Source organism: Clostridium polyendosporum (genome assembly GCF_018332455.1).
Classification (GTDB): Bacteria; Bacillota; Clostridia; order Clostridiales; family Clostridiaceae; genus Clostridium_AY; species Clostridium_AY polyendosporum.
Map to the genome: position 1 here is coordinate 67,078 of NZ_BOPZ01000013.1, position 24,352 is coordinate 91,429.

A 24,352-nucleotide genomic window follows, 5' to 3' on the forward strand; every position below is an offset into this window, starting at 1 on the left:
AAATCTTAATAAAGTTATAACTTTGATATAATTATATAATAAAATAGCGCCATATTGAATTTTTTTGCTATAATTACTTATAATTACAAAGCACAAATTCGCCTATACTTCATCCATGATTGGGCTATTGAAGATCCATGCCCAGTTATTATTAGCAAACGCTCCTGAGGAAGTGATCACACTATTAACTCAGCTTGTTTTGCTTTTAAAAGTTTAATAGAATATAAAACAAAACTAAGGTCTGTATCCTACAAAATGAGGATCCAAACCTTTAATGTAAAATTTAAGAATGTTGTGTTTTTAATTAACTAATTAAACTCTTCTATTTATCCTTATTATCTAAAGAACGACTAACCATTATAAGAGCTACGGCTCCTAAAACCATTATGCCTCCAACCCAAGGTGTACTTCCTAATCCTAGTGAATTGACAACAAAACCACCAATAAAGGCTCCTATGGCAATACCTAGGTTAAAAGCTGCAATATTTATAGCAGAAGCTACATTAACAGCTGAAGGTACGTATTTTTCTGCTAATTCAACTACATATACCTGAAGTCCTGGTACATTCATGAAGGCAAACAGGCCCATCACAATAACTGTTATTGTTCCCAGTACCATGGAGTGAGCTGTGAATGTTAAAATAAATAACACAATGGCTTGTGCAATAAACATCCAGAATAAAGCTTTAAGTGGATTCTTATCAGCGGCTTTACCTCCAATAGTGTTTCCAACTGCAATTGCTATACCATATAATAATAAAATTATGCTTACACCATTTGGAGAATACCCTGTTAACTTTTCTAATATTGGACTTAGAAATGTAAATGTAACAAAGGTTCCTCCATAACCAAGAGCAGTAATAGAAAAGGCTAGTACTAGTCTTCCATTAGTTATAAGCTTTAATTGATCCTTAATTGAAACTGGTTGTGCTTTCTTTAAATTACTTGGCACTAAAATTAATGTAGATATTAAAGATATAACCCCTAATGCAGCTACCCCCCAGAAGGTTGCTCTCCAGCCAAATAATTGACCAACGTAAGTTCCAAGTGGTACACCAGTAATCGTAGCAACAGTTAAACCTGTAAACATTATAGCTATAGCACTAGCACGTTTATCTTCTGGTACAAGATCAGCAGCAATAGTTGATCCTATAGAAAAGAATACTCCATGAGAGAATGCTGTGAAGACACGAGCAATAAGCAAAAGCTCAAAGCTTGGTGATAATGCAGCAATACTGTTACCAGCTATAAATATAACCATTAGAGATATTAATAAAGTTTTTCTTGACATCCTACTAGTTGCTGCAGTTATTATAGGTGCCCCAAAGGCAACTCCTAAAGCATAACCAGATACAAGCAGACCAGCTAAGGTAAGGGTTACTTTCAAGTCTTGCGCAACTGTTGATAGTAACCCGACTATAACAAATTCTGTGGTTCCTATGCCAAAGGCACTTACTGCTAGAGCAATCAATGCAAGTGTTCCGTTCTTAAGTCCTTCTTTTTTATTTGTGTTTTGATTTAATAATAAATTTCCTTCCAAAGTAAATCCTCCTATTTTAAGTAAAGTATTATGATTTCAAGATCTTTCTTTAAAAGGGCCCTTTTTAAAGAAAGTCTGTCTTGTATTCTCTACAGGACTTATTATCATACACAATTGAAAAAGAAAAAAGTATGCACTTTAAAGTAGTATACTTACTCTTAGGTAGTATTAATGTGATAGCAATGGATTAGCTTTAATAAAAATTTAAAAGGAATGCCTTAAGACATTCCTTTCTTAATCTTGATTTGTTTCATTTTGGTATTCTGTGTAGTGATTACCAGCCCATTCCTCAATCATTTTTAGAGCAGGATACAGCTCTTTACCTCTTTCAGTAAGATAGTATTCTACTCTTGGAGGCACCTCAGGATAAATCACCTTATATATTAGCCCATCATCTTCTAATTCTCTAAGCTGTTCATTAAGCACCTTTTGACTTACACCACAGGTTATTCTTTGAAGCTCAAGAAACCTTTTTGCTCCATCTCCAAGATGACACAATATAACAGCTTTCCATTTTCCTCTTATAACATCAAACCCTAAATCTAGTAGACACACGTATTTCTTTCCGTTGTAATCAATCACAATTTATCACCTGCCTAATTATTAGTTTTTAGCAATATTCTTAGTTTTATAATTATCCCATTCTGCATATATAAACCTATTAATTCATTTAACTTTCAAAAAAAGACTTGCACTAATGTAAATCCTTCTTGAACATACTATTAATTATGGCTATGTTTGGTACTGTAAAAGTGTAAGAGTTGAACATCAAAATACCCCATCGACCAAAATGCTGGTATTAGAAGCTGTAAGAGTTCTCCAAGAAGTAGATAAAACTCTTGCTTTGATTTTATCACAAATGCAGGAATTGGCAAGAAGTCTTAAGGGGTATTCTGTAGTACGTGAAATGAATGGTGTTGGAGACATACTTGCTCCAAGGTTGATAGCTGAGATTGGCGACATAAGACGATTCCATAGCGGAAAAGCATTAATTGCATATGCGGGCATAGATGCCCCGCCGTATCAGTCGGGACAGTTTACTGGAAGCAGGAGAAGAATATCTAAACGCGGCTCAGCAGTATTAATAAAAACAGGATTTGAAGTAATGAATTGCTTAAAAGTCCATAAACCAGTGGATGATGCAGTATATTTATTTATGCTAAAAAAGGAGTCTGAGGGTAAGGCTTCAAAGGTAGCAAAAATGGCTGGTCTAAATAAATTTCTAAGAATATATTATGCAAGAGTAAAAGGAGTTTATGAGTAATAAACTTAAATAAATATCATATTGAAGCCAGGGTGAGACAAGCTAAACTGGCTTAATTGGTGTGCAATAAAATATGGAAGATAAAACGTGAAAACCTGCTAAAAAAAGTATTGACTTTTATTAGCAGGTTTAAGAATGGTGTTGATGTTATAACATTATTAAAAGGAACCCAAGGGTTCCTTTGGTTCATAATATAAGAACATTGCGACTTAACTTTGCTTTAGATTTGATACATAATACAATGTCAACAATTATAAAATTGCTGACACTTCTATTACTTGATTTTGTTACTATAGGCTTATTTTTAATCTCCTCAGTAAAGAATGAAAGAAAACGATTTATAGAGACTACGAATAAATGCTAGTGTAACTTTACCTAGATAACTATATTTTAATCAGGCATTCAAATTGTTTATATCTTCTATAATCTGATTCCATGCATTCCACGGATATCAGCACTCCGTTAATGTTATATTCAGTTGATTTGATATTTGCATTATCCTTAAAATATGACAGTATATTTCCTTTTTCATATGGAATTAACAGCTGGCAGCAAACATGCTGTTGAAAAGCCCTTTTGCAAATCTCGTTTACTAGCTTATCTGTTCTAGCTTTAATTTTAGCAGAAATATATATGCTATCTTTTTCCTCTTTTGTGATTTCATCCTCTACTAAATCTGCTTTATTATAAGCATAGATAGTAGGGATATTATCCGCACCTAGTTCTTTTAGTGTCTCTTTGATAACTTTAATATGCTGTTTATAATTAGGGTTAGAGTAGTCAACTACATGAACTAACATATCAGCTTCAGTAATTTCTTCTAAAGTTGAGCGGAATGCTTTAACAAGCTGGTGGGGTAGTTTGCTGATAAAACCTACTGTGTCGCTTAACAAAAATGATTTATTATCAGGCAGCTTTATGCTTCTTACATAAGTTTCTAGTGTAGCGAATAGCATATCCTTTTCAAATACCTTCTTATCAATCGAAGAACTGTACAAATCAATCATGGAATTCATAATGCTTGACTTACCTGCGTTTGTATATCCAACCAGGACAACCACAGGTATTCCTGATTTTTTACGCTGTTTCCTTTGGTTCTGACGTTGAACTACAAGTGTTTCCAGCTCATCGTGCAATACACTGATTCTACCCTTAATCTTTCTGTGGTCCAGTTCAAATTTTGTTTCTCCTGAACCTCTGTTTATTAACCCGGCACCACCAGCCTGGTGGCCCAATGATTCTCCAAGATCGGTTAATCTCGGCAGCAGATATTGTAATTTCGCTATTTCTACCTGCAGCTGTGCTTCTTTTGTTCTAGCCCTCTTAGCAAAAATATCCAAAACTAAAACTGTTCTGTCTATTACCTTGCATTTTAAATCTTTTTCGAGATTACGAATTTGTGAAGGAGATAACTCATCATTAAAAATAACCATATCCGAATCCTTCTCATGGATTAATGAGATCACTTCTTGGACTTTTCCCTTTCCTATATAATGTGACGAATACACTCGCTCTAATTTTTGAGTAATTTCACCAACTACCTCAATATCACATGCATCAGCTAGCTTGGACAACTCCTCCATCATATTTAAAAATTCCTTATCATTATTGATATTACAGCCCACAATTACTGCTCTTTGCTTTTGCTCCATACAGCTTCCTCCATCGATTACCATTCTATTTTAGACAAAAAGGAGGGAGGTCTGTCACTCCCCCTTTAATACACTCTGATTCATTTAGCTAAAGCTCAAAAAACTTTGTTGCAACATTTTTGCAAAATTCACTGTCATGCTCCACAAATAATAAGGTTGGTGAATATTCAAGCAGTAACTGTTCTATCTGCATACGAGAGATAATATCAATAAAATTAAGTGGTTCATCCCAAATATGCAAATGAACTTTCTCGCAAAGACTTTTTGCAATCAATACTTTTTTCTTTTGGCCACCGCTAAAAGATGACATATCCTTTTCAAATTGAATTCTTGAAAAATCAAGTTTTCTTAAAATTGCTTTAAAAAGACTTTCATCAATATTGTTTTCAAAAGCGTAGTCAGTTAAGTTGCCCTTAAGATGCGATGTATCTTGTGATACATAGGATATTTTAAGCTCACTTCCTTTTCTAAAAGTGCCTGTATATTTTATATCCTCACCACAAATAAGCTTGATAATGCTTGACTTTCCTGAGCCGTTTTTACCTTTGAGTGAAATTCGGTCACCTTGTTCAATACTAAAGCCAACATCTTTGCAAACCATGGTATCACCGTAAAAGATTGAAATATTCTCAAGTTCCACAAGTTTATTTTTATGATAAGCAAGTTGGGAAATCTTCAAGCTCTCGGAGCTTTCAATATTTTTAAGAAGCTTAGACTTTTCTTCAATAGTTGCTTGCTGTCTGTTTTCGATTGACTTGGAACGTTTCATCATTTTAGCAGCCTTATGGCCGACATAACCTTTATCCAGCTTAGATCCAGAGTTTGTTGTTCCTTTTTTTGATTTTTCCACTTCATGTGACCAATTGGTTGTTCGTTTGGCAGACTCCGATAGACGATTAATATCTCTTCTAAGCTTTTCGTTTTCTGCTAGCTCAAAGCCATCCTGCCTTTTTTTATTTTCCCACCAGCTGGAAAAATTACCTTTTTGTATTTCTATATTTGTCTTATTTATTGAAAGAATATGGTCAATACAATTGTCCAAAAAAGACCTATCATGTGAAATCAGAATAAATCCTTTCTTTTTTCTCAAGTAATTACTGAGTTTTTTTCTAGCTTCAGCATCCAAATGATTTGTAGGCTCATCAATAAGCAGGAATGAATTCTCTTTCAAAAACATAGCGGCTAGCAATGCTTTGTTCTGTTCTCCTTTTGATAGTGTATAAAACTGTCTGTATAAAACATCATCGTCTATATCCAATAACGATAATTCTTTCATTATTTCCCAATCCATTGAATTTGGACTAATTTCCCTTATGATATCTATGGTGAAACTTTCTTGTTCCTGCACCTCATAAGGAAAATATTCAAAAGTTACATTAGCCGAAATACTTCCAGTATATTCATATTGGCCAAGTAAAAGATTCAGAAAGGTAGTTTTTCCTCGTCCATTTCTTCCGGTAAAGCCCAATTTCCAATCGGTATCAATTTGAAAGCTTACATTTTCAAAAATAGTATCATAACTGCCTTCATAAGCGAAGGTCAGATTTGTAACATTTATTAAAGACATATTTTTGTCCTCCTTTGTAATTAATAGTACAAACAACAAAGTCGGAACAATAGGCGACTGGTATTACTCCATATAAATGTCGCCTGCAGTATCCGGCTCTATATGGAGATTATCATGTGTCAACATAGTATCTTTAGTATTCATAATATTATCCATCCTCCTCATTCTCATTATTTATAAAAAATAAGAGCCGCAAGAAATTATTATTTTTGCAGCTCATAAATATACGTAGTTTATCTATTCATTTTAGCATAACATAAGAGTATACATTAAGAGAAAAAAGAACAACTTTCTTGCATAAGTACAACAAATAAACAGAGCACATCCGTTTATCTTTCTGTCATATTGCACTTTAAAAATTAGCAAGAAAATTTAATCATCATTTCACCTCAAATTTCAAATTCATTGATATTGTACCACTATGCGTTGAAAAAATCAACAACAACTGAATCAAGAATATTGTTTCTTCTCTATCCTCACGACACATTCCACATGTGCTATAAGTTATATGTTATACTAAGCAACAAAACCATCTTGCCAATCTGTTAATCAGCTCGCCACTTGCCTCGGAAGATTTAGAATAGTATCTATTCAAAGTAACTGTCAAGAGATGGTCGCTCTTATAGACTCTGTTGGTATACAATATTTTACAAATATGACTTAATGATATTATACAAAAGTAATTATAAATTATAAATTAGCAAATAATGAATAAGTATATTTTTATCATATAAAATAGTACCTAAGATAAAAATCTTATTAAACCTAGTTAAATCAATAACTACAGAAACGTTAATATATTTTTTTAACTGTTTATTACGAATTTTATTTCCCTCATTTGTAAAAACAAAATGATTGAAGAAGTGCCTAAAATTAAGGATTTCTATATATTTTTTCGTTGTAGCAACACGCAAGTCTCCACATGTGTTTTGGCAATAAAATGATACAATTACGCATTAATATTGGTTTTGCGTAAAGATGTACCCCCTTAATAATTTAGAGGGCCAGGGGGGCTATAGTTTGTATATTTTCGCAGAATGCTATTCATTAAAACATTGAGTAGCATTTTTTAAAAAAAGATTTTATTATCAACTTTTTACTTCAAAGTTTCTTTTATTAAAAATTAGATTACAGAATTATAGTTATTTTATCGCCTTCCTGTGATTTTACTTCCACCATTTTCAGTCCCTTGTAGCCTTTCAAATGCTTCAAGCTCCTTGCAAGTTCATCGAAATCTATACAATCCAGTATTTCTTTTGTCTGAGCATCAATATGCTTATCTACCCTCTTAAATACAAAATTAGCTATTTTGCAAGCAGCACCTGCAATGCTTAAGGGCACAGGAATAAAAAACTTCCTGCCTGTTTTTTCTCTTATATAAATTCTCATAGATAATAGTCACCTCCGGTGCTGCTACTCAACTACAATTTCTACATTGTCTCCATTTTCACTTTTCACGTCTACGATCTTTCCATCTAATCCCTCGGCTACAGCTTGGAGAATAGCCTGTATATCTATGTCCTCAATGCCTTCTACTCCTACTACCTTAGGTATTCTCTTAATAGCACTTCCTAAAGTTTTTATAAACTTTACAGGTATATTTACATTTACGTTATCTCCAGTTGATGAGTTAACCTTAATTTTAAGCATTTTATCTACATTGTTCGCAGCAACTGGAACATTTTTTTTTGTTGCGTTTAAAGCTTCTATTAACTCCCCGGCTTTTTGCGAATCAATTTTGCCCTCTTCCAACATTTTTAATACTCTCATTACCTCTTCATTCATTTAATACAACTCCTTTAAATACTATTTCCTTAATAAATTTAATGCTTGCTCGGCTGTAATTTCTCCCTTTTCAAGCTTATCAATCACATCAGCACTGTTATCCTCTTTTTCTTTGATTTGTGTATATCCCAAGGATGCAATTAGATCCTCCAGCTTACCTCGAACTGTAGGATAAGATATTCCTAGTTCCTTTTCAACATCTTTAATATTACCTCGGCATTTTATAAAGACCTCAACAAAATTTAGCTGTTCCATGGTTAAATAAGAGAACTTAGACAATTCAAAGTCATTTTCAATAACAGTGTCGCACTTTTTACATTTTAGTTTTGTAACAGTAAGTTTGGAAGAACATACAGGGCACTGAGTTATTATTTTGTATGCCATACTAATCACTCTCCATAATTTCATTATACTACCGTTCTTTAAAAAATCAATATCAATATTAAATCTTTTTATATTTACTTGTTTAAATATTAAATATATGAATTCGCGAATTAAATATTTGAATTAGATAGTTCAATAAAATATAAAAAGAGAAGATTATACTTAGTTAGCATTATCTTCTCTCTTATTCAGCAAGCGGTCACATTTTGTTCCCGCTAGAGTACCAATAACCATCAACTTAAGAATCCTGTAATTCCCACTAATTCATTTCATTAGTTTGGACATCATAATTTCATGTAAAAATGAAAGGACGGTGTCTAAATGGAAAAAAACAAGATTGTAACAGAACTAAAATTTCACAGGGGTCAGGAACCATAGTGAGCACAAAAGTGCCCACTTGCTCTGAGCGCATTTCTACAGGAACAGCCTACCGCCATTATCGAATACGACGAGCAGCTTGTCAGGCGGCTGATTGAGAAGGTCACTGTATACGAGGATAAATTCACCTTGGAATTCAAGTCCGGCGTTTCCATTGATATTGAAGGATAAATCCTAAACAACTCCTTACCGCTAAATATCAGCAATAGGAAGTTGTTTTTCTATTCTCATATTTAATAATGTATTCCAAAACCTTAATTGTTATAAATCATAAAATTCGTCCGATTGCAGCATTTTGATTCTCTCCTTGATATTTTTATCGTTTGGTATACAATGGTAAATAGTAAACAATATTAGTAAGGTGGTAAAATCATGGGCTATATATGTGTTGAAAAAATTATTAATGCACCTTTGGAAAAGGTGTGGCTGATTGCTGGCGACTTTACTAAATCACCGGAACCCGCGTTACCCATTGAAATTGTTAACAAAGGTGATGATACCAAAATGGGGGTTGGCTGCGAAAGAAAAATCTATTCAGGAAAAGCTATATTTCATGAACGCCTAGAGGCTATTGACCCTCTTAACTCTATTACTTACATATTGATATCTGGAGCACCAGTGAAACACTATTTAGGAAAGGTAGTATAACTTTTCATTGCCAACAAATAGTCAGCTGCAAGATATTGAAATTCACGCTCTGGTAAATCCCAGCATTTAAATACAAAGCTCCAGTCAATTTCTTTTCTCTTCTTGACTTCCTTTATGAAAGTTTTTTGTAATTCATTTCGTTTAGGTCTTGGTAATCCAAGAAAAGGAAAGTTATTTTTTAGATATGCAGACATAGGTATAGCATTTTCTTCTGATTTATTTATATAGAAAACATCAATGATATTCATTTTATCCCCTATATTTATTTAATAAAATAATAAATTATATAAAACCACATAATTCCATTCCATCATATTTATTCACTAATGACAAGGCAATAATCTTAGTTGTAATTTCCGCTATATATATCCTTTAAATACTAGTACTTATGAATATTTTACTATTAAATCCCCAATTAATAAATGCACTAAATTCCGCTAGTACTTAATTTTATCCATTATCATACACTTTTTTTCTTTTTCTATATTCTTTTGGCATTACCCCAACCTGCTTCTTGAAAAAGTCGTAAGATGTTGAAATTCTATGGAAATAGGTTGTCTATTTATAAAATATTAACATTATATCTATAAAGTTGTAACTGAACTGTCACAAACTATGTGTAATGTATATATAAATTAATAATTCAATTTAATTACATTACACATAAAAATTCAAATCAACTTTTGGAGGTAGTTAAAATGTTAAAAAGAAATTTCAAGGTAATGGCAGCCTTAGCTCTTGTGGTATCATTAGGTACAGGGTTTGCTACACATTAGCTAATAATCCAACAGCTAATAATACAACTAAAATAGAACATAAAATAAAGAAGAATAGAAAAGATGGTACTAACCCAATCTATTCGGTATTAGAAAGTAAATTAGGATTTACAAAGACACAAATAGAAGATGCTGCTAAGTCTGGAAAGACAGCATTTGATTTGGCTAGTCAAAAAGGTATTACAGCAGATCAGCTTAGATCTATGATAGTTGATGCTCAATCACAAAAAATAGATCAAATGGTTACCAATGGTAAACTTGCACAAGATAAAGCTAATACTATGAAGACTAATTTAAAGACTAAGATACAAAAATGGAACGGAAGTTTAAAACAAGGAAAACATGCTACTAATCCAATCTATTTAGTATTAGAAAGCAAATTAGGATTTACAAAGACACAGATAGAAGATGCTGCAAAGTCTGGCAAAACAGCATTTGATTTGGCTAGTCAAAAGGGTATTACAGCAGATCAACTTAGATCCATGATAATTGATGCTCAATCACAAAAAATAGACCAAATGGTTACTAATGGTAAACTTACACAAGATAAAGCTAATACTATGAAAGCTAATTTAAAGGCTAAGATGCAGAAATGGAATGGAAGTTTAGCTCATAAAACCACAAAAAAATAAACTTATGTAAGTTAATAAAATTTAATAGGCATCGAGCCTATTAAATTTGAGCAAATTTCACATTATGAAATTGCAGCAAATAAACTAAAAAGATGACCTATTATTAACAGGTCATCTTTTTAGTTTATCTTTATCATACACACTCACTTCATTCGTAATAAAATACAATTATAATATAACGCTTCTCCTAATATTGTTTCCAATCAATTCCTATGTTAAAATAAATATGCTTAATCTGAATAATGGAAATGTAGAAGAATTTATATATTAAAAACTTAATATGAAATTTTTAAGTACAATCTTCTAAGTAGGAAGGAGCATTGTTATGGAAGATGCAAATGTGCTGCACATTCAGCAAAATCAATTTAAGGACTTATATCCATGCTTTTGCGGACAAGCCCAATGTAAACCATCCCACAGCTTTGGTCCTGCAGTTCGTCCAAACTATTTACTTCATTTTGTTTTAAGTGGAAAAGGACATTATCATGTTGGTGATAAGCCACATTTAATACAAAAAAATCAGGGATTCCTTATTTACCCCAATGTAGTCACCTATTATGAGGCTGGCGAAAAAGATCCTTGGTCTTATATTTGGATAGGATTTAATGGCGAAAAAGCAGATACATATTTAGGCTACGCAGGATTGAATAAAGAGAGTTTAATCTTTCAATGTGAAAATGGAGAACTCTTGAAAAAATATGTTGAAGATATGTTAGCTCATAATACATTAAGTAGTACTGATGAGTTAAGGTTGCAAGGATTGCTATTTTTATTCTTTTCAGCAATTACTAAAAATACCCTTATCACTGCCAAAGAAAGAGGAAATAATACAAACATTTATGTGACAAAGGCTATTGAATTCATACAAAACAACTATTTTAATGATATAAAGGTTAAAGACATTGCTAACTATGTATGCTTAAACAGAAGCTATTTCACTACACTCTTCCAAAATACAGTAAAACAGTCACCACAACAATATCTAAGCAATTTCCGCATTACAAGGGCAGCAGAGATGCTTACATTGACAAATCTTTCTATTGGGGATATTGCTCGCTCCTGCGGTTATATTGACTCCCTTATCTTTTCTAAAGCTTTTAAAAAAGTGAAAGGGGTTAGTCCAAGTGTTTATCGCAAAACTTCTTAGTTTGTAAGATAAACGATACCCTTTCTAAAGAGGGCTGGTGATATACATATTGTTTTGCTAAGTTGTATTTATTGTATCGAGCCTATTTTCAGCCAGATTTCATTTCGTAAAATGGCAGCAAAAAAAAGTGTGGCTATCGCCACACACTCCTAACAACAATTAATGAAGTACATTCAATATTACTACGCAACCTCCACCTGAAAGTTCTTCAGTACAGCATCAATTCCATGGTAAAAAATATCCACTGTCGGTCCGATAGCAAGTGTTAAGATTACCGTTCCCACCCCAATTGGTCCTTTTAAAATAAAGGCAATAACAAAGCATAAAATATCAATTCCAAGCTTTGACTTTGTAATGCTAAACTTTTTTTCAGTCAAAGCTACCATTAAATCATCCGTTGGATTGGTAGGCAGCTTTGGTGTCATATACATTGCAATACCGAGACTAACCATTAATGCCCCAGCTATGAATATGAAAATTCTCATATAAAGTATATCCGTAGGAATAGTTTTAATCACCCTAACCCATATATCTGTCGTAATCCCCATAATTACTGAAGGAATAAATGTTTGAAATCTTGGTCTGCTTTTTCTTATAAATGCAGTAATGAATACAATTAGTAATGCTGTCGCATATATGCCTATTGAAACATTGATATGAAAAATATAAGCGATAGCAAAGTTAATAGAATCATAAGAACCTGCACCTAGACCTGATTTAACTGTCAAAGACACACCTAAAGTCATAATCAAAATTCCCATTAAGAATGTCAAATATCTTAAAATGTTCTTTTTCATCTTATACATCTACCGCCTTTAATATAAATATTTTTGAGGAGAAATCACATTCCTTTTGTACACCTGGATCGATAATCTGTCCTGCAGAAGAGTCTGTTGTAATCATTGCTGCATACATTAATTCGTCTCCGTAGTGAGATGTACCAAGTCTATCAATTTCATACAAATAGTCATTATTCAGCCCTTTTAATTGAAGCCTGCTATAGCCACTATTGACATCATTCAATATTTTATAGTAAGCTACTAAAGCCGTTTTTTGATCCTCTGAAACTACCATCCATGCTGCTTTTTCATTTTCAAAAGGACTTAATAAACGATAGAATTTACCTTTTTGAATCAAGTCTCTGTATTCTTTTACAAACCTTACTTGTTCTCTTACTTTTTCTTTTTCCTCTTCATTTAATTCATTTAAGTCAAGCTCATAACCAAAAGCTCCGAAGTAGGCAACATTTGCTCTTGTTTCTATTGGTGTTATTCTATAGACCTGATGGTTAGGTACTACTGATACATGGGCCCCCATACTACTTATAGGATAAACAAAGCTAGTTCCGTACTGAATCTTGATTCGCTCAATGGCATCTGTATCATCACTTGTCCAACACTGAGGTGCATAATATAACATACCAGGATCGAATCTTCCTCCACCGCTCGCACATGACTCAAACAAAATATTCGGGAATGCCTGAATTAATCTTTCATATAAGTCATAAACACCTAAAATATAACGGTGCATAACTTCTCCTTGATGTTTTCCATCTACTGCCCTTGAATAACACTCTGTAATGTTACGATTCATATCCCATTTAATATAAGAAATTGGTGCTTCTTCCAACAATGTTTTCATCTGATGGAAAATATAGTCTACTACTTCTTTTCTTGAGTAATCCAGCACATATTGATTTCTTCCATGGGATTCTCTACGATTTGGAGTACTGATAATCCAATCCGGATGCTCTCTGAACAAATCACTGTTCTTATTCACCATTTCAGGTTCAAACCACAAGCCAAATTTTAACCCTAATGCTTCTATTTTCTTTGCCAAACCTGTAATTCCATTTGGAAGCTTACTGCTATTAGCATACCAATCGCCAAGTCCTTGACGATCATCGTTTCTGGTTCCAAACCATCCATCGTCTAGTACAAACATTTCTATTCCATACTCAGCCGCTGTTTTAGCAATATTTAAAATTTTCTGTTCATCAAAATTAAACTGTGTTGCTTCCCAGTTATTAATGAGAATCGGCCTTACTTTATCTCTCCATGTCCCTCTTGCAAGTCTTGTACGATATAATTCGTGGAAAGTCTGGCTCATGCCGTTTAATCCTTCATCTGAATATACAAGCACCGCTTCTGGTGTGTGAAATTCACCGCCTGGATCTAACACCCATTCAAAATTATGTGGATGAATTCCCATAGTCAATCTACAAATCGAATGAGCATCCACTTCAATTTGTGCAAGAAATTCACCACTATATACCAAACTTGCTCCAATAACCTCTCCCGAAAACTCATCTCCAGAAGGTCTTTTTATAGCTAAAAATGAATTATGGTTATGGCCGCTGGCTCCTCTTAAGCTTGATACAGCCTGGATTCCTTGTTCTAGTTTTCTATTTTTTACATGACGTTCCCTTGACCATGCACCGGATAATTGAATCATCTCATAGTCATAATCCGGTAAGTCCAAACTTAAACTCATAGCATTTTCTAACAGGAGTGTTTGTCCTCCTAAACTTCTAAAAAATGCATTTCTAGCAATGGCGCCTCTTTCTTCAAAAATAGTATAACTTAGAATTAGTTCAGCTTGAATTAAGGTATCTTCTAATGTGATTTCTAGTGTCTGTGCTTCCTCTTTACTTTCTACATAGGTTGCAGGAAGTTCCCTTAATGGCTCTTTTCCCATAAAAATGCGATGATTCTTATATTCAAAGTTCGTAATACGACTTCCGTTTTCTTGCTTAATTTCAAAAGCAGGCATCTTAAAATCAGTGGTTCCATAAGACGGATACTCTTGTTTTATGTGCTCTAAAGAAAATTTTAAATCTCCCTCAAACACATAGGAAGTCATTGGACGATGTGCTTTTTCAAACAAATGCTCAAAGGAATCTCTATGCTTAATGTATTTTCCAAAATACAAGTTTCCTAGCTGGTTGTTTTCTAGAATCTTGATGATATAACTAATCTTATCATTAAACAAATGAAACTCTTTATTTTTTTCACTGTAAACTATACTCATATTAGCCTCCTTACTTTTACCTTATACTTCCTTTTTCTCCGCATGCTTCTAAATAGTCTCAAAGCTATACAGTTTTAAAATGAAAATATTTTGTATACATTTTTTAACGTTAACGTTTTCTTCACATTAAATTATACGCGTTCCAATATAAAATTCCATTACTATATGTAATACAAATATGTCAATTTGTTATATTTAATATAATTATTCTAATCTGCTATGCTACTTTAAATTTTAAGTCTTAAAACTATTTAATATCAGACACAATAAAATTTAGTAGACCATATATTTATATAAAAATAATGAATCTAAAATAGAACTACGATTAGTAGAAAAAAATTAAATCTACTTCTAAAGGTATTGATATAAATGTATATTTAAACACAATTAAGTACTGCATAAGTTTTTCTGTAAAGCATAATCATAGAATATTATAATCCATAATATTATGCTATTGAGAACAAATTTTAGGATGGAGAATTATGAAATCATTTCATTCCGATACAATGAAGCCAACTTTGAAAACTCTTAAGCTGATCCCTGAAAACAAGGAGACCCCCATTCACTTCTTAAGAAACTGGATAACTCCCTCAGAATACTTTTATAGAAGAAATCATTTTAAATACCCTGAGATAACACCACAATCCTTCTTGCTGCCAATATACGGACATGTAGAAGCACCTCTGGTTTTTCATCATTCTTATTTAAAATCTATGCCATCAAAGAAAATTACCATGGTTCTTGAATGCTCTGGTAATAAAAGGACCTACTTTGAGCCAAAAGCCTATGGAGAACAATGGGAAGACGGAGCTATAAGTCATGGAATATGGAAAGGTGTAACGCTAAAAAGTCTTTTAGACATGGTGGTTGTAAAGCATGGCGCTAAAGAGATTGTCTTTATCGGTCATGATAAAGGAACTCGAACAGATATGGAGGGGATATTTCATTATGCAAGAAGCCTTCCTATTGATGTAGCCCTTCAACCTGATGTACTCATTGCCTACGAACTTAATGGCAGTACCATACCTTATGAGCATGGCTATCCCTTAAGACTCATTGTTCCTCAGTGGTATGGAATGGCCTCGGTAAAATGGCTTAAGGAAATACAGATCATAGATCATCCATTTAAAGGGCCTTTCCAAACCGTTGATTACGTTTATTATCCTCATAAAGCCAATGATCTAGATGCCAGACCGGTGACGAATATTAAGATTAATTCAATAATTCAGCAGCCTCTAGATTACTCAATATTAGATACCGGAACTCACGAAATTTGCGGAATTGCATGGTCGGGACATGGAAGTATCACCACAGTAGAATTAAGCTTTGATAATGGTTCAACTTGGATAAAAGCAAAGCTGAGTGTGGACCCAAAGCAAAAATATTCATGGACATTTTGGCGATACCTATGGAATGTACAGAAAAAAGGAGAATATACCATCCTTTGCAGAGCTGAGGATTCCAGTGGCAATGTACAGCCCTTTGAAGCAGAGTGGAACAAAAAAGGCTACGGCTTCAATGCGGTATACAAAGTTCATATTAAAATAGAATAGCTAAAGTGCACGTCATATAAAATAGAAATAGATGTAAAAAATTGCAGTAAGGTTATTGACACCAGAATCAAATTCTGATGTTTTTTTATAATATGAAAGGATATTCGTTTTTCACTACTTTAAACAATTCTGATCTATCAAAATTTATATCACTATAAAATTTATTATATAATTCAATAGCCCTATCGTTTTTCATAAAAACCTCCACCTCGAATTAATAATAGACCTAATAGCTTTTTGAATATAAATACTCTGGAGGATTGTAATAGTATAGAACTTTATTTTTAGTAAATACTTTTATAGTAAATATTTTTATAGTAAATATTTTTAACAAAAATTAAAGAGGAGCATTATTTATGGAAAACAATTTTAAGCATTTATTGAACGGCAGTTTAGCTCAATATAATGATAATGTAGTACCTAAGATACCAGTTTTTGCAGGTAATGATATTACTTCTGAGGTTTATTATTTTAAACCAGGTCAGGTTTTAAAATTGCATAGACACCCAAGTGGTGAGCAGATATTCTTTTTTTTAAAAGGTAGCGGAAAAATGAAACTAGGGGAAAAAGAACTTGAAGTTACAGTTGGATCAACTGTTTTTATTCCGACAGGAGAATGGCATGAAATTACAAATAACAATGATGAAGAAATGGTTGCAGTTCAAGTTACAAAGGTTGGAGCAGGTGCAGAATTTAAAGATGTATAATAGCATCAAGAAGCTATTTTTATTAGTTAGCACATGCAATTTGACACCTTAAACATAACTATAATACTGAAAAAGAAACCAACCCCCACTTACGCCAATGCTTAGAGGTGAGGGAATTTTTAAATATGTTATAGCATATTATTAATATTTCCCTTTACTACCAATATAATTTATGATTACATAACTTTTAGAACTTAATATATTTAAGGCTTTCCTACACAATAAATGAAAAATAGAGAGTACGATAATCTTTTATTACTTATCTTACTCTCTATAGTTATATATTTTTAAGTTTTACTCTTCTTTCTTTTCACTACCAGTCTTTATTTCATTATTAGTATTATTCTCTTCTTCAGGTTTATTAATTAAATAGCTAAAGTCCGTTGGATCTTTAACTTTTCCTCTAGTACTACTTCTACGTCCCAAATAATCACCTCTTTTATAGTATAGCATTAATTAGTTAGTATATGTGATTATTTTAAAAATTAAAAAAGTCTTTGTCAGCTCCTTAATAGTTTGTTATTTATAATTTTCATAACGCCAGTCCATATACACCCAAAATACAACTGCTGGGTCTATATTGTGTTCAATTGCAATTTTATTAAAGTTATTCCTGACTAATGGAAAAGTTTTATGAAAAGGTAATTTATATTCTTTAACCACTTGATGTACTTTTATGCCTATTATTTGTCTAGTATTTTTAGTAACATCATTTACTTGTTTAACAATATCGGAAGTATCTAAAATACTACCAGTCATAGTTCGTGCTATCCGAGCTGCTTGTTCTTGTTTCATAACAATCATCTCCCTTCATATATTTATTTCTACATAAAAATGAATATCCCTCCTTTATTTTACATGTAAGCAACTATTATGAAAATAATTGCGGAGGTAATTTTATACTTATTTAAGAGTAACTTATTTAAGATAACCACAGTCAAGTGTATAATGTAGTAAGTTGTATCCAAAGTCATATAACCCTTATAAAAAATCTAGATTTAATCTGAAACTAAAGTGATAAGCAAAGGGCATCTCGTTTTCTTATGAGATACCCTTCTAACCTTTGCTTTCATCTAAGTTTTTATGATGCGAAAGTTTAGACATTAACTCCTAATATATATTAAACTATACCATGAGCCATCATAGCTGTTGCAACTTTTATAAAGCCTGCAATATTTGCACCTGCCACTATATTATTTCCATATCCATACTCAACTGCTGCATTTTTTGAATTATAATAAATATTGGTCATTATATCCTTTAGTTTAGAATCAACTTCATCAAAGGTCCAGGAATATCTCATGCTATTTTGTGACATTTCAAGAGCTGAACAAGCAACTCCTCCTGCATTTGCTGCCTTGGCTGGTCCAAATAGAACTTTACCATTTAAGAATACATTTATAGCGTCCAGGGTAGAAGGCATGTTAGCCCCCTCTGCAACAGCAATAACACCATTTTTCACAAGAGTTTGTGCTGATGATTCATTTATTTCACCTTGCGTAGCACAAGGAATAGCTACATCACATTTAACATTCCAAATGCCTCGGTAGCCTTCTACATATTTAGCTCCAGGTACTTTATCCAAATATTCTTTTATTCTTCCTCTTCTAACTTCTTTAATCTCTTTTACCACTTCTAAATCTATTCCATTTTCATCAATAATATATCCATTTGAATCAGAACATGTGATAACCTTGGCACCTAGTTCAGTTGCTTTTTTAATAGCATAAATTGCTACATTGCCAGAACCTGAAATGACTACAGTCTTATCTTTTAAGCTTATCCCATTGTCCTTCAACATCTCTTCAGTAAAATAAATCAATCCGTAGCCAGTTGCCTCCGTTCTTCCAAGACTACCTCCGTAGTTTAATCCTTTACCAGTTAGTACTCCCTGCTCACTTGAACTTTTAAGCTTGTTGTAATAACCATACATATATCCAATTTCTCTGGCCCCAACTCCTATATCACCTGCAGGGACATCCTCACTAGGACCTATATATTTATATAATTCAGACATAAACGCTTGACAGAATCTCATAACTTCATTATCCGATTTACCTTTTGGATCAAAATCAGAACCACCTTTTCCGCCACCAATAGGAAGACCAGTTAAAGAATTTTTAAATATTTGTTCAAATCCTAAAAATTTAACGATACTTTGATTAACAGTAGGATGAAACCTAAGTCCGCCCTTATAAGGCCCTAAAGCTGAATTATATTGAACCCTGAAGCCTCTGTTTACTTGTACCTTTCCTTCATCATCCACCCAAGGAACTCTAAAGTATATCACTCTTTCAGGCTCAGTTATCCTTTCAAGTAATCCCGCCTTAATAAACTGAGGATTTTTATCGAGTACCGGAACTAAAGAAAATAAAACTTCCTTTACAGCATCCAAAAACTCCTTTTCCCCTGCATTTCTTTTCTCTACATTTTCAAAAACGTTTTCAACATATTCTTTACCATTCATTTTGTAACCTCCTTTTGGATATCTTTTAGTATTATATCCACTTCATGGCATTTAGATATTCTACACTTTCAAGGTATACTATTTATCTAAAGAAAAGTTATGTTAAAGGGGACTATACCTAGTCCCCTTTAACCTTATGATCTTTCAATGAATTATTAAATAATTCATTAGCTTTTCAAAATCATCTATATTTAAAATATTTACCTTATAATAACTATATTATTCTATGTATAATTAAACATTCCTATATCTTTATTATTGCACATCATGTTCTAGCTTCTTTCTCTTTACAATAGAATAAATATACTTTGACCTTCTGAAACAATTAGCTTTAGACTCTCTTAAAAATAAAATGGCAAAGAACACTCCTAGTATCGCAAGTAAGAACATCGGATAAAATGTATATATGTAACTTCCGAACCTGTCCCTAAATATACCTGACAAAGAAACTCCTAATACTGCTCCTACTCCATAGGCAGTAAAAATAAAACCATAGTTCTTACTATAGTATTTTGAACCAAAGAATATTGCTGTAGCTGTAGGTGCTATAGCTAACCAACTTCCAAGGGTCATCCAAAGTAAAGCAAAAGAAACTACATACAGACCCACGCTTCCTTCCCTTGCCATCAACATTAAACCTGATGAAATCATTATTATTATATATGATATTACAGAAGCCTTTAGAGGAGACAATTTATCTGTAAGCCAACCAAATAAAGGTCTTCCAACACCGTTAAAAATGGCAAACAATGACACCATAAATGCGGTTGTTTTAGAATCCATTTTAATAATTTCTTCTCCAACGGAGCTTGTTATCCCTACTGTCATAAGTCCAGTCAATGTTCCTATAGCATAGCATATCCAAAGACCATAAAATTTGGGTTTGGTAAGCATTTCTTTTGTACTAACATCTAAAACTTTCAAATTATTGTTATTTATTGTTTGTTGTTTATCAAACAAATTTTCCTTAGGAAATCTAAAAGGTAAAGCTAATACTGAAATAATTACTAAAAATAATGTTCCCAAAACTTTAAAAGTGTGAAGTGGACCATAAATATGTATGAACCATCGTGCTAAAGGTGCTGTTATCAAAGGAGATAGTCCAAAACCCGATAAAATTAGTCCAACTGCCAATCCCTTCTTATCAGGAAACCATTTGGAAATTACCGCGACTGGAACTCCATAAACTATTCCAACTCCACCTCCAGCGACTATACCATATGTTATTGCAAGTACATTAATACTCCGAGCATATCCAGATAAAATCCATCCAATCCCGACAAGCATTCCTCCTAATATAATTATTACTTTAGGATTATATTTTTCTATAAAGCCTCCCGATATTGGCATTAAAGCTGCATATGCTGCTAAAAACAGCATATATGGTAATCCACTTTGTGTTGCACCTATATTAAATAAATTTTCTAAAGGTTTCCTGAAAACACTCCATGAATATACTGTTCCTAGGCACATAAAAAGTATTATTCCTAAAGGAATAAACAGCCATCTACCTTTTTCAAAGGGCATTCCGAAAACTTTTATATCTCTCATTTATAATACCTCTAACATTTTTTATATTTCTTCAATCTCTATTTTTCTTCTGCTTTCCATTACCTCATATTCCATCTTCTTTTTATACACAATAACTTTTTCCATAACTTCTGGATCTTTCACTCCTAATATTTGAACAGCTAGTAGCCCTGCATTTGCTGCACCATCTATAGCTACTGTTGCTACTGGTACTCCTTTTGGCATCTGAACAATTGAAAGTAATGAGTCTATACCTTTCAAACTCTTAGTTTTAACTGGAACACCTATTACAGGAAGAGCAGTTAGTGATGCCATCATTCCAGGTAAATGAGCTGCTCCACCAGCTCCAGCTATAATAACCTCAATTCCTCTTTCCACTGCAGTTTTTCCATATTCATATAAATCATTTGGAGTTCTATGGGCTGAAACAATATTAATTTCATAACTAATTCCAAATTCTTTTAAAATCTTTGCAGCTTCTTTCATTATAGGAAAATCTGAAGAACTCCCCATAACTATACCAACCCTTTTGTTTTTCTCATTAAGATTAATCATATTTTCCATATTAAATTTCCTCCTTTATAGGTTCTATTAGTAAATTTTCAAGAGCTATTATTGATTTTTCTTCTGCTTTTTCTAGTGAATCATCTAATACAGTTATATGCCCAATTTTCTTTTTAACATCAACAAACTGCTTGCCATAAAAATGAAGGTATACACCCTCTTCCTCCAATATTCTACCCACGCCTTTAACACTATACTCACCATATATAGGCTGTTTTCCTAATACATTTACCATAACAGCAGGAGACATTAGTTTAGTAGATCCAAGAGGCATTCCTGTAATAGCTCTTAATTGCTGTTCAAATTGAGAAGTTATACAAGCCTCAATGGTATAGTGTGCTGAATTATGTGGTCTTGGTGCTACCTCATTGATATATACTTCTCCATTTGCTGTAAGAAATATCTCTATACAAAATATTCCTATATCATCAAATACTTCCAAGACTTTTTGTGCAATATCTTTGATTTTATACTCTACCTGATCACTTATTTTAGCTGGAACCTTAGTTAATTTTAGTATGCTATCTTCATGTGTATTTTCTGCTACTGGGAAATATGTAATCTTGCCGTCAAAACTACGTGCTACAACGATTGAAAGTTCACGGTCAAACGCAACGAACTCTTCTATCATCATCTCATATTTTTCTAGTAATAAGTCATTTTTAACATTCTCTATATCTTTCTTGTCCTTAATTACAATATTCCCTTTACCATCATAACCACCAGTACAATGTTTTAATACTAGTGGGAATCCAAAATCTTTTATTCCCTCTTCTATATCCTCTATATGATTAATTTTAGTAAAACGAGGTACCGGCAATCCTGCACTGCTAAATACTGACTTTTGTATATATTTATTCTGAATTTTTTTCAAGGTAGAGCCAGATGGATATATTTTATATCCTTCAGATTCTAACTCACATAGAACATCAGCATTTACAAATTCAAATTCATATGTAACAACATCTGTTAATTCCGCTAACTTTCTTATTTCATTAGAATCGTGTAGTGAACCAACTATTTGCTTATCTGCTACTTGACCAGCTGGACAATTTTGAGTAGGATCCAATATGATAACAGTATATCCCATCCTTTTAGCTTCAAAAGCTAGCATCTTCCCCAATTGACCCCCACCAATTATTCCTATTTTGGCAGGAGGCAAGATCACATTATTTTTTCTTTTGAACATAAAATCCCCCCTAATGCATTGATAAATTATACTTACACTAAAATAAATTTAATTTAATTACTAATTATCCCCCCAGATATTAAAAAGGGGTTCTCATAAAGCTAAATTCAGACCTTAAATTTATAAAATAAAAAAACCAACATTTATTAGCTATTACACTAATAAATGTTGGTTTACACTACGACTGGTACTTATAACCTTTCGCTTGGTCTTCCAACTTATTTTTCAAATTCTTTTTCTAAATTTTTACTAACAGTTATTAATATTATTTTTTCACCTGTTTTCGTACTCACATCAGAATGAATACTTACTATGTCAATATTAATCACTTGGTTAATAAGTTTCTTAAAATACTCTTCTGCATTTTCAAACAACATAGTTCTGGCCTTCTTTACTAATTCTACCCCGCGTCTATCTTCTGCCAACTTTTGCTCTGCAGGGCTAAGAAAACCTTTTTGTCTAATAATAATTAAATCTTCAATAATTATCGTTTTTATATGTTTAGGACCTCTACCTATAAATTCCACTTCAAATTTAGCTGCCATTTCACTAATCTTTGCTTCAATCTGCCCTTTCGTCATATAACCATCTCCAGTCATCTATAACAAGTAAAATAACATTCTAACCTAGTAATATATTATATTCCATCGAAGTGCTTTAGGCTAGTATACTACTTTCCCTTTGCCCTCCAATTTATAATATAATTCAAAGCCATTTTAGCATACCTATAAAAAAAGTGCAATATTATAATTTTGTTCATAACTCTATTAGATACAGATTAGTTTTTTAATCACTTAAATATTTATTATCTACAATAGTAATAAAAAAAACAAATGAGCATCAAAAAAAGAACCACTTTATACTATAGATAATATTTAAATTTTGTCGTCTATTACAATTGTTATGTAACAAATTTTCAATTAGTACATAATATGGTAAAGTAGTAAAATTAATAAAAGGGGATTTAAGATGCATGAATCTGTATTAAAAATTGTTCAGCATTGTGAAGCTATTTGTGAACAGATGACTACCTTGTTAAAAGCAAAATCAGATATCGAATGCAGGAAAGAACAACTTCTATTATTACGTGATTGTGCGGACATTTGTACTTTAACTGCGAAATACATTGCTCGTTGTAGTATATTTGCAAAAGCTATTGCTCATTTATGTGCACATATTTGTACAACTTGCGGAAATGCCTGTTTAAAATTTTCTGACCCAGAATCACAACATTGTGGGAAAATATGCCTACATTGTGCAAGAGAATGCATGGCTTTTGCGACGATGGCACCTTGTGACGATAGGATATGATACTTATACAGAAATAAATACATTAGTTGAATCTTGGAAAGTAAATTAGGTATTCCTAGGAGAAGGAAAAATATAGACCCAAATATATCAAAAAATAGACTGAGATTATTCTCAGTCTATTTTTTCAGACTGCTGACAAAGTGTCAGCAGTCTTTGTTTTTACTGAATTATGAAGTAAAATTAAAAGTATAGAATTTTATTTCATAGGAGTTATTCAAATGATACGAG

At 32.6% G+C, this 24,352-nt stretch carries 23 protein-coding genes and 1 pseudogene; 7 read left to right on the top strand and 17 right to left on the bottom strand.

Annotated elements, in window-relative coordinates; all coding sequences use genetic code 11:
* Window positions 1-322: 322 nt before the first annotated feature.
* Both CPJCM30710_RS08990 and CPJCM30710_RS08995 read right to left on the bottom strand, forming a co-directional pair.
* Window positions 323-1,540: an MFS transporter gene (locus tag CPJCM30710_RS08990; RefSeq protein ID WP_212903839.1), complete on the bottom strand. Its 1,218-nt coding sequence runs from the start codon at window positions 1,538-1,540 to the stop codon at window positions 323-325.
* A 234-nt stretch (window positions 1,541-1,774) separates the two neighbouring features.
* Window positions 1,775-2,122: a winged helix-turn-helix transcriptional regulator gene (locus tag CPJCM30710_RS08995; protein ID WP_212903840.1), complete on the bottom strand. Its 348-nt coding sequence runs from the start codon at window positions 2,120-2,122 to the stop codon at window positions 1,775-1,777.
* Between the two features lie 190 nt (window positions 2,123-2,312).
* Between CPJCM30710_RS08995 and CPJCM30710_RS09000 the strand changes: the two are divergent.
* Window positions 2,313-2,804, top strand: a pseudogene (locus tag CPJCM30710_RS09000) (transposase); the annotation flags it as partial.
* 383 nt (window positions 2,805-3,187) lie between these two features.
* Here CPJCM30710_RS09000 and hflX read toward each other — a convergent pair.
* The 5 genes from hflX to CPJCM30710_RS09025 form a co-directional block, all read right to left on the bottom strand.
* On the bottom strand, window positions 3,188-4,456 hold the full coding sequence (hflX, locus tag CPJCM30710_RS09005; RefSeq protein ID WP_212903841.1) for a GTPase HflX: 1,269 nt from the start codon (window positions 4,454-4,456) through the stop codon (window positions 3,188-3,190).
* Window positions 4,457-4,544: 88 nt separating this feature from the next.
* Window positions 4,545-6,023, bottom strand: a complete 1,479-nt coding sequence (locus tag CPJCM30710_RS09010) for an Lsa family ABC-F type ribosomal protection protein (protein ID WP_212903842.1) — start codon at window positions 6,021-6,023, stop codon at window positions 4,545-4,547.
* 1,128 nt (window positions 6,024-7,151) lie between these two features.
* Window positions 7,152-7,412, bottom strand: coding sequence for a hypothetical protein (locus CPJCM30710_RS09015; RefSeq protein WP_212903843.1), 261 nt, complete (start codon window positions 7,410-7,412; stop codon window positions 7,152-7,154).
* 24 nt (window positions 7,413-7,436) lie between these two features.
* Window positions 7,437-7,808, bottom strand: a complete 372-nt coding sequence (locus tag CPJCM30710_RS09020) for an SHOCT-like domain-containing protein (RefSeq protein WP_212903844.1) — start codon at window positions 7,806-7,808, stop codon at window positions 7,437-7,439.
* 21 nt (window positions 7,809-7,829) lie between these two features.
* Window positions 7,830-8,192 carry a DUF2089 domain-containing protein gene (locus CPJCM30710_RS09025; RefSeq protein WP_171298330.1) on the bottom strand — a complete coding sequence of 121 codons (363 nt, stop codon included), beginning with the start codon at window positions 8,190-8,192 and terminating at the stop codon, window positions 7,830-7,832.
* A 750-nt stretch (window positions 8,193-8,942) separates the two neighbouring features.
* On the opposite strand from CPJCM30710_RS09025, the gene CPJCM30710_RS09030 reads away from it, so the two are divergent.
* Window positions 8,943-9,218 (top strand): SRPBCC family protein, encoded by a 276-nt coding sequence (locus CPJCM30710_RS09030; protein ID WP_212903845.1) that lies wholly within the window; start codon window positions 8,943-8,945, stop codon window positions 9,216-9,218.
* Here the strand turns inward: CPJCM30710_RS09030 and CPJCM30710_RS09035 are convergent.
* Window positions 9,197-9,466: a DNA alkylation repair protein gene (locus CPJCM30710_RS09035; RefSeq protein WP_212903846.1), complete on the bottom strand. Its 270-nt coding sequence runs from the start codon at window positions 9,464-9,466 to the stop codon at window positions 9,197-9,199. The two genes, CPJCM30710_RS09030 and CPJCM30710_RS09035, sit on opposite strands and share 22 nt — an antisense overlap.
* A gap of 689 nt (window positions 9,467-10,155) precedes the next feature.
* Between CPJCM30710_RS09035 and CPJCM30710_RS09040 the strand changes: the two genes are divergently transcribed.
* Window positions 10,156-10,626, top strand: a complete 471-nt coding sequence (locus CPJCM30710_RS09040) for a hypothetical protein (RefSeq protein ID WP_212903847.1) — start codon at window positions 10,156-10,158, stop codon at window positions 10,624-10,626.
* Between the two features lie 325 nt (window positions 10,627-10,951).
* Entirely contained in the window at window positions 10,952-11,773 is an 822-nt protein-coding gene (locus CPJCM30710_RS09045; protein WP_212903848.1) for an AraC family transcriptional regulator, read from the top strand.
* Between the two features lie 182 nt (window positions 11,774-11,955).
* On the opposite strand, the gene CPJCM30710_RS09050 is transcribed toward CPJCM30710_RS09045, so the two are convergent.
* Both CPJCM30710_RS09050 and CPJCM30710_RS09055 read right to left on the bottom strand, forming a co-directional pair.
* Window positions 11,956-12,570, bottom strand: coding sequence for a YczE/YyaS/YitT family protein (locus CPJCM30710_RS09050; protein WP_212903849.1), 615 nt, complete (start codon window positions 12,568-12,570; stop codon window positions 11,956-11,958).
* A gap of 1 nt (window position 12,571) precedes the next feature.
* The gene (locus CPJCM30710_RS09055) at window positions 12,572-14,803 is read right to left on the bottom strand and encodes an alpha-galactosidase (protein WP_212903850.1); all 2,232 of its coding nucleotides are present in this window, start codon (window positions 14,801-14,803) and stop codon (window positions 12,572-12,574) included.
* Between the two features lie 482 nt (window positions 14,804-15,285).
* On the opposite strand from CPJCM30710_RS09055, the gene CPJCM30710_RS09060 reads away from it, so the two are divergent.
* Window positions 15,286-16,356 carry a sulfite oxidase gene (locus CPJCM30710_RS09060; protein WP_246503503.1) on the top strand — a complete coding sequence of 357 codons (1,071 nt, stop codon included), beginning with the start codon at window positions 15,286-15,288 and terminating at the stop codon, window positions 16,354-16,356.
* Window positions 16,357-16,712: 356 nt separating this feature from the next.
* Entirely contained in the window at window positions 16,713-17,063 is a 351-nt protein-coding gene (locus tag CPJCM30710_RS09065; protein ID WP_212903851.1) for a cupin domain-containing protein, read from the top strand.
* 294 nt (window positions 17,064-17,357) lie between these two features.
* On the opposite strand, the gene CPJCM30710_RS18100 is transcribed toward CPJCM30710_RS09065, so the two are convergent.
* The 7 genes from CPJCM30710_RS18100 to CPJCM30710_RS09095 form a co-directional block, all read right to left on the bottom strand.
* A complete protein-coding gene (locus CPJCM30710_RS18100) occupies window positions 17,358-17,489 on the bottom strand; it encodes a hypothetical protein (RefSeq protein ID WP_281413973.1) in 132 nt (43 codons plus the stop codon).
* 93 nt (window positions 17,490-17,582) lie between these two features.
* Window positions 17,583-17,858 carry a hypothetical protein gene (locus CPJCM30710_RS09070; protein WP_212903852.1) on the bottom strand — a complete coding sequence of 92 codons (276 nt, stop codon included), beginning with the start codon at window positions 17,856-17,858 and terminating at the stop codon, window positions 17,583-17,585.
* Window positions 17,859-18,183: 325 nt separating this feature from the next.
* Window positions 18,184-19,530: an NADP-specific glutamate dehydrogenase gene (gdhA, locus tag CPJCM30710_RS09075; RefSeq protein WP_212903853.1), complete on the bottom strand. Its 1,347-nt coding sequence runs from the start codon at window positions 19,528-19,530 to the stop codon at window positions 18,184-18,186.
* Between the two features lie 255 nt (window positions 19,531-19,785).
* Entirely contained in the window at window positions 19,786-21,081 is a 1,296-nt protein-coding gene (locus CPJCM30710_RS09080) for an L-lactate MFS transporter (RefSeq protein ID WP_212903854.1), read from the bottom strand.
* A gap of 21 nt (window positions 21,082-21,102) precedes the next feature.
* A complete protein-coding gene (purE, locus tag CPJCM30710_RS09085; protein ID WP_246503504.1) occupies window positions 21,103-21,624 on the bottom strand; it encodes a 5-(carboxyamino)imidazole ribonucleotide mutase in 522 nt (173 codons plus the stop codon).
* A 1-nt stretch (window position 21,625) separates the two neighbouring features.
* Window positions 21,626-22,813: a 5-(carboxyamino)imidazole ribonucleotide synthase gene (locus CPJCM30710_RS09090; protein ID WP_212903855.1), complete on the bottom strand. Its 1,188-nt coding sequence runs from the start codon at window positions 22,811-22,813 to the stop codon at window positions 21,626-21,628.
* A 218-nt stretch (window positions 22,814-23,031) separates the two neighbouring features.
* Window positions 23,032-23,394: a DUF2294 domain-containing protein gene (locus CPJCM30710_RS09095; RefSeq protein ID WP_212903856.1), complete on the bottom strand. Its 363-nt coding sequence runs from the start codon at window positions 23,392-23,394 to the stop codon at window positions 23,032-23,034.
* Between the two features lie 388 nt (window positions 23,395-23,782).
* Between CPJCM30710_RS09095 and CPJCM30710_RS09100 the strand changes: the two genes are divergently transcribed.
* Window positions 23,783-24,124, top strand: a complete 342-nt coding sequence (locus CPJCM30710_RS09100; protein ID WP_212903857.1) for a four-helix bundle copper-binding protein — start codon at window positions 23,783-23,785, stop codon at window positions 24,122-24,124.
* The last annotated feature ends 228 nt before the right edge of the window (window positions 24,125-24,352 follow it).

Excerpts from the sequence above, each read along its gene's own strand:
- CPJCM30710_RS09015 (WP_212903843.1), bottom strand. The coding sequence starts at position 7,412 with ATGAGAATTTATATAAGAGAAAAAACAGGCAGGAAGTTTTTTATTCCT.
- CPJCM30710_RS09050 (WP_212903849.1), bottom strand. The coding sequence starts at position 12,570 with ATGAAAAAGAACATTTTAAGATATTTGACATTCTTAATGGGAATTTTG.
- CPJCM30710_RS09030 (WP_212903845.1), top strand. The coding sequence starts at position 8,943 with ATGGGCTATATATGTGTTGAAAAAATTATTAATGCACCTTTGGAAAAG.
- CPJCM30710_RS09090 (WP_212903855.1), bottom strand. The coding sequence starts at position 22,813 with ATGTTCAAAAGAAAAAATAATGTGATCTTGCCTCCTGCCAAAATAGGA.
- CPJCM30710_RS09095 (WP_212903856.1), bottom strand. The coding sequence starts at position 23,394 with ATGACGAAAGGGCAGATTGAAGCAAAGATTAGTGAAATGGCAGCTAAA.
- CPJCM30710_RS09055 (WP_212903850.1), bottom strand. The coding sequence starts at position 14,803 with ATGAGTATAGTTTACAGTGAAAAAAATAAAGAGTTTCATTTGTTTAAT.
- CPJCM30710_RS09010 (WP_212903842.1), bottom strand. The coding sequence starts at position 6,023 with ATGTCTTTAATAAATGTTACAAATCTGACCTTCGCTTATGAAGGCAGT.
- gdhA (WP_212903853.1), bottom strand. The coding sequence starts at position 19,530 with ATGAATGGTAAAGAATATGTTGAAAACGTTTTTGAAAATGTAGAGAAA.
- CPJCM30710_RS09025 (WP_171298330.1), bottom strand. The coding sequence starts at position 8,192 with ATGGCATACAAAATAATAACTCAGTGCCCTGTATGTTCTTCCAAACTT.
- CPJCM30710_RS09100 (WP_212903857.1), top strand. The coding sequence starts at position 23,783 with ATGCATGAATCTGTATTAAAAATTGTTCAGCATTGTGAAGCTATTTGT.
- CPJCM30710_RS09035 (WP_212903846.1), bottom strand. The coding sequence starts at position 9,466 with ATGAATATCATTGATGTTTTCTATATAAATAAATCAGAAGAAAATGCT.
- CPJCM30710_RS09045 (WP_212903848.1), top strand. The coding sequence starts at position 10,952 with ATGGAAGATGCAAATGTGCTGCACATTCAGCAAAATCAATTTAAGGAC.
- CPJCM30710_RS09020 (WP_212903844.1), bottom strand. The coding sequence starts at position 7,808 with ATGAATGAAGAGGTAATGAGAGTATTAAAAATGTTGGAAGAGGGCAAA.
- hflX (WP_212903841.1), bottom strand. The coding sequence starts at position 4,456 with ATGGAGCAAAAGCAAAGAGCAGTAATTGTGGGCTGTAATATCAATAAT.
- CPJCM30710_RS09065 (WP_212903851.1), top strand. The coding sequence starts at position 16,713 with ATGGAAAACAATTTTAAGCATTTATTGAACGGCAGTTTAGCTCAATAT.
- CPJCM30710_RS09070 (WP_212903852.1), bottom strand. The coding sequence starts at position 17,858 with ATGAAACAAGAACAAGCAGCTCGGATAGCACGAACTATGACTGGTAGT.
- purE (WP_246503504.1), bottom strand. The coding sequence starts at position 21,624 with ATGGAAAATATGATTAATCTTAATGAGAAAAACAAAAGGGTTGGTATA.
- CPJCM30710_RS09060 (WP_246503503.1), top strand. The coding sequence starts at position 15,286 with ATGAAATCATTTCATTCCGATACAATGAAGCCAACTTTGAAAACTCTT.
- CPJCM30710_RS09080 (WP_212903854.1), bottom strand. The coding sequence starts at position 21,081 with ATGAGAGATATAAAAGTTTTCGGAATGCCCTTTGAAAAAGGTAGATGG.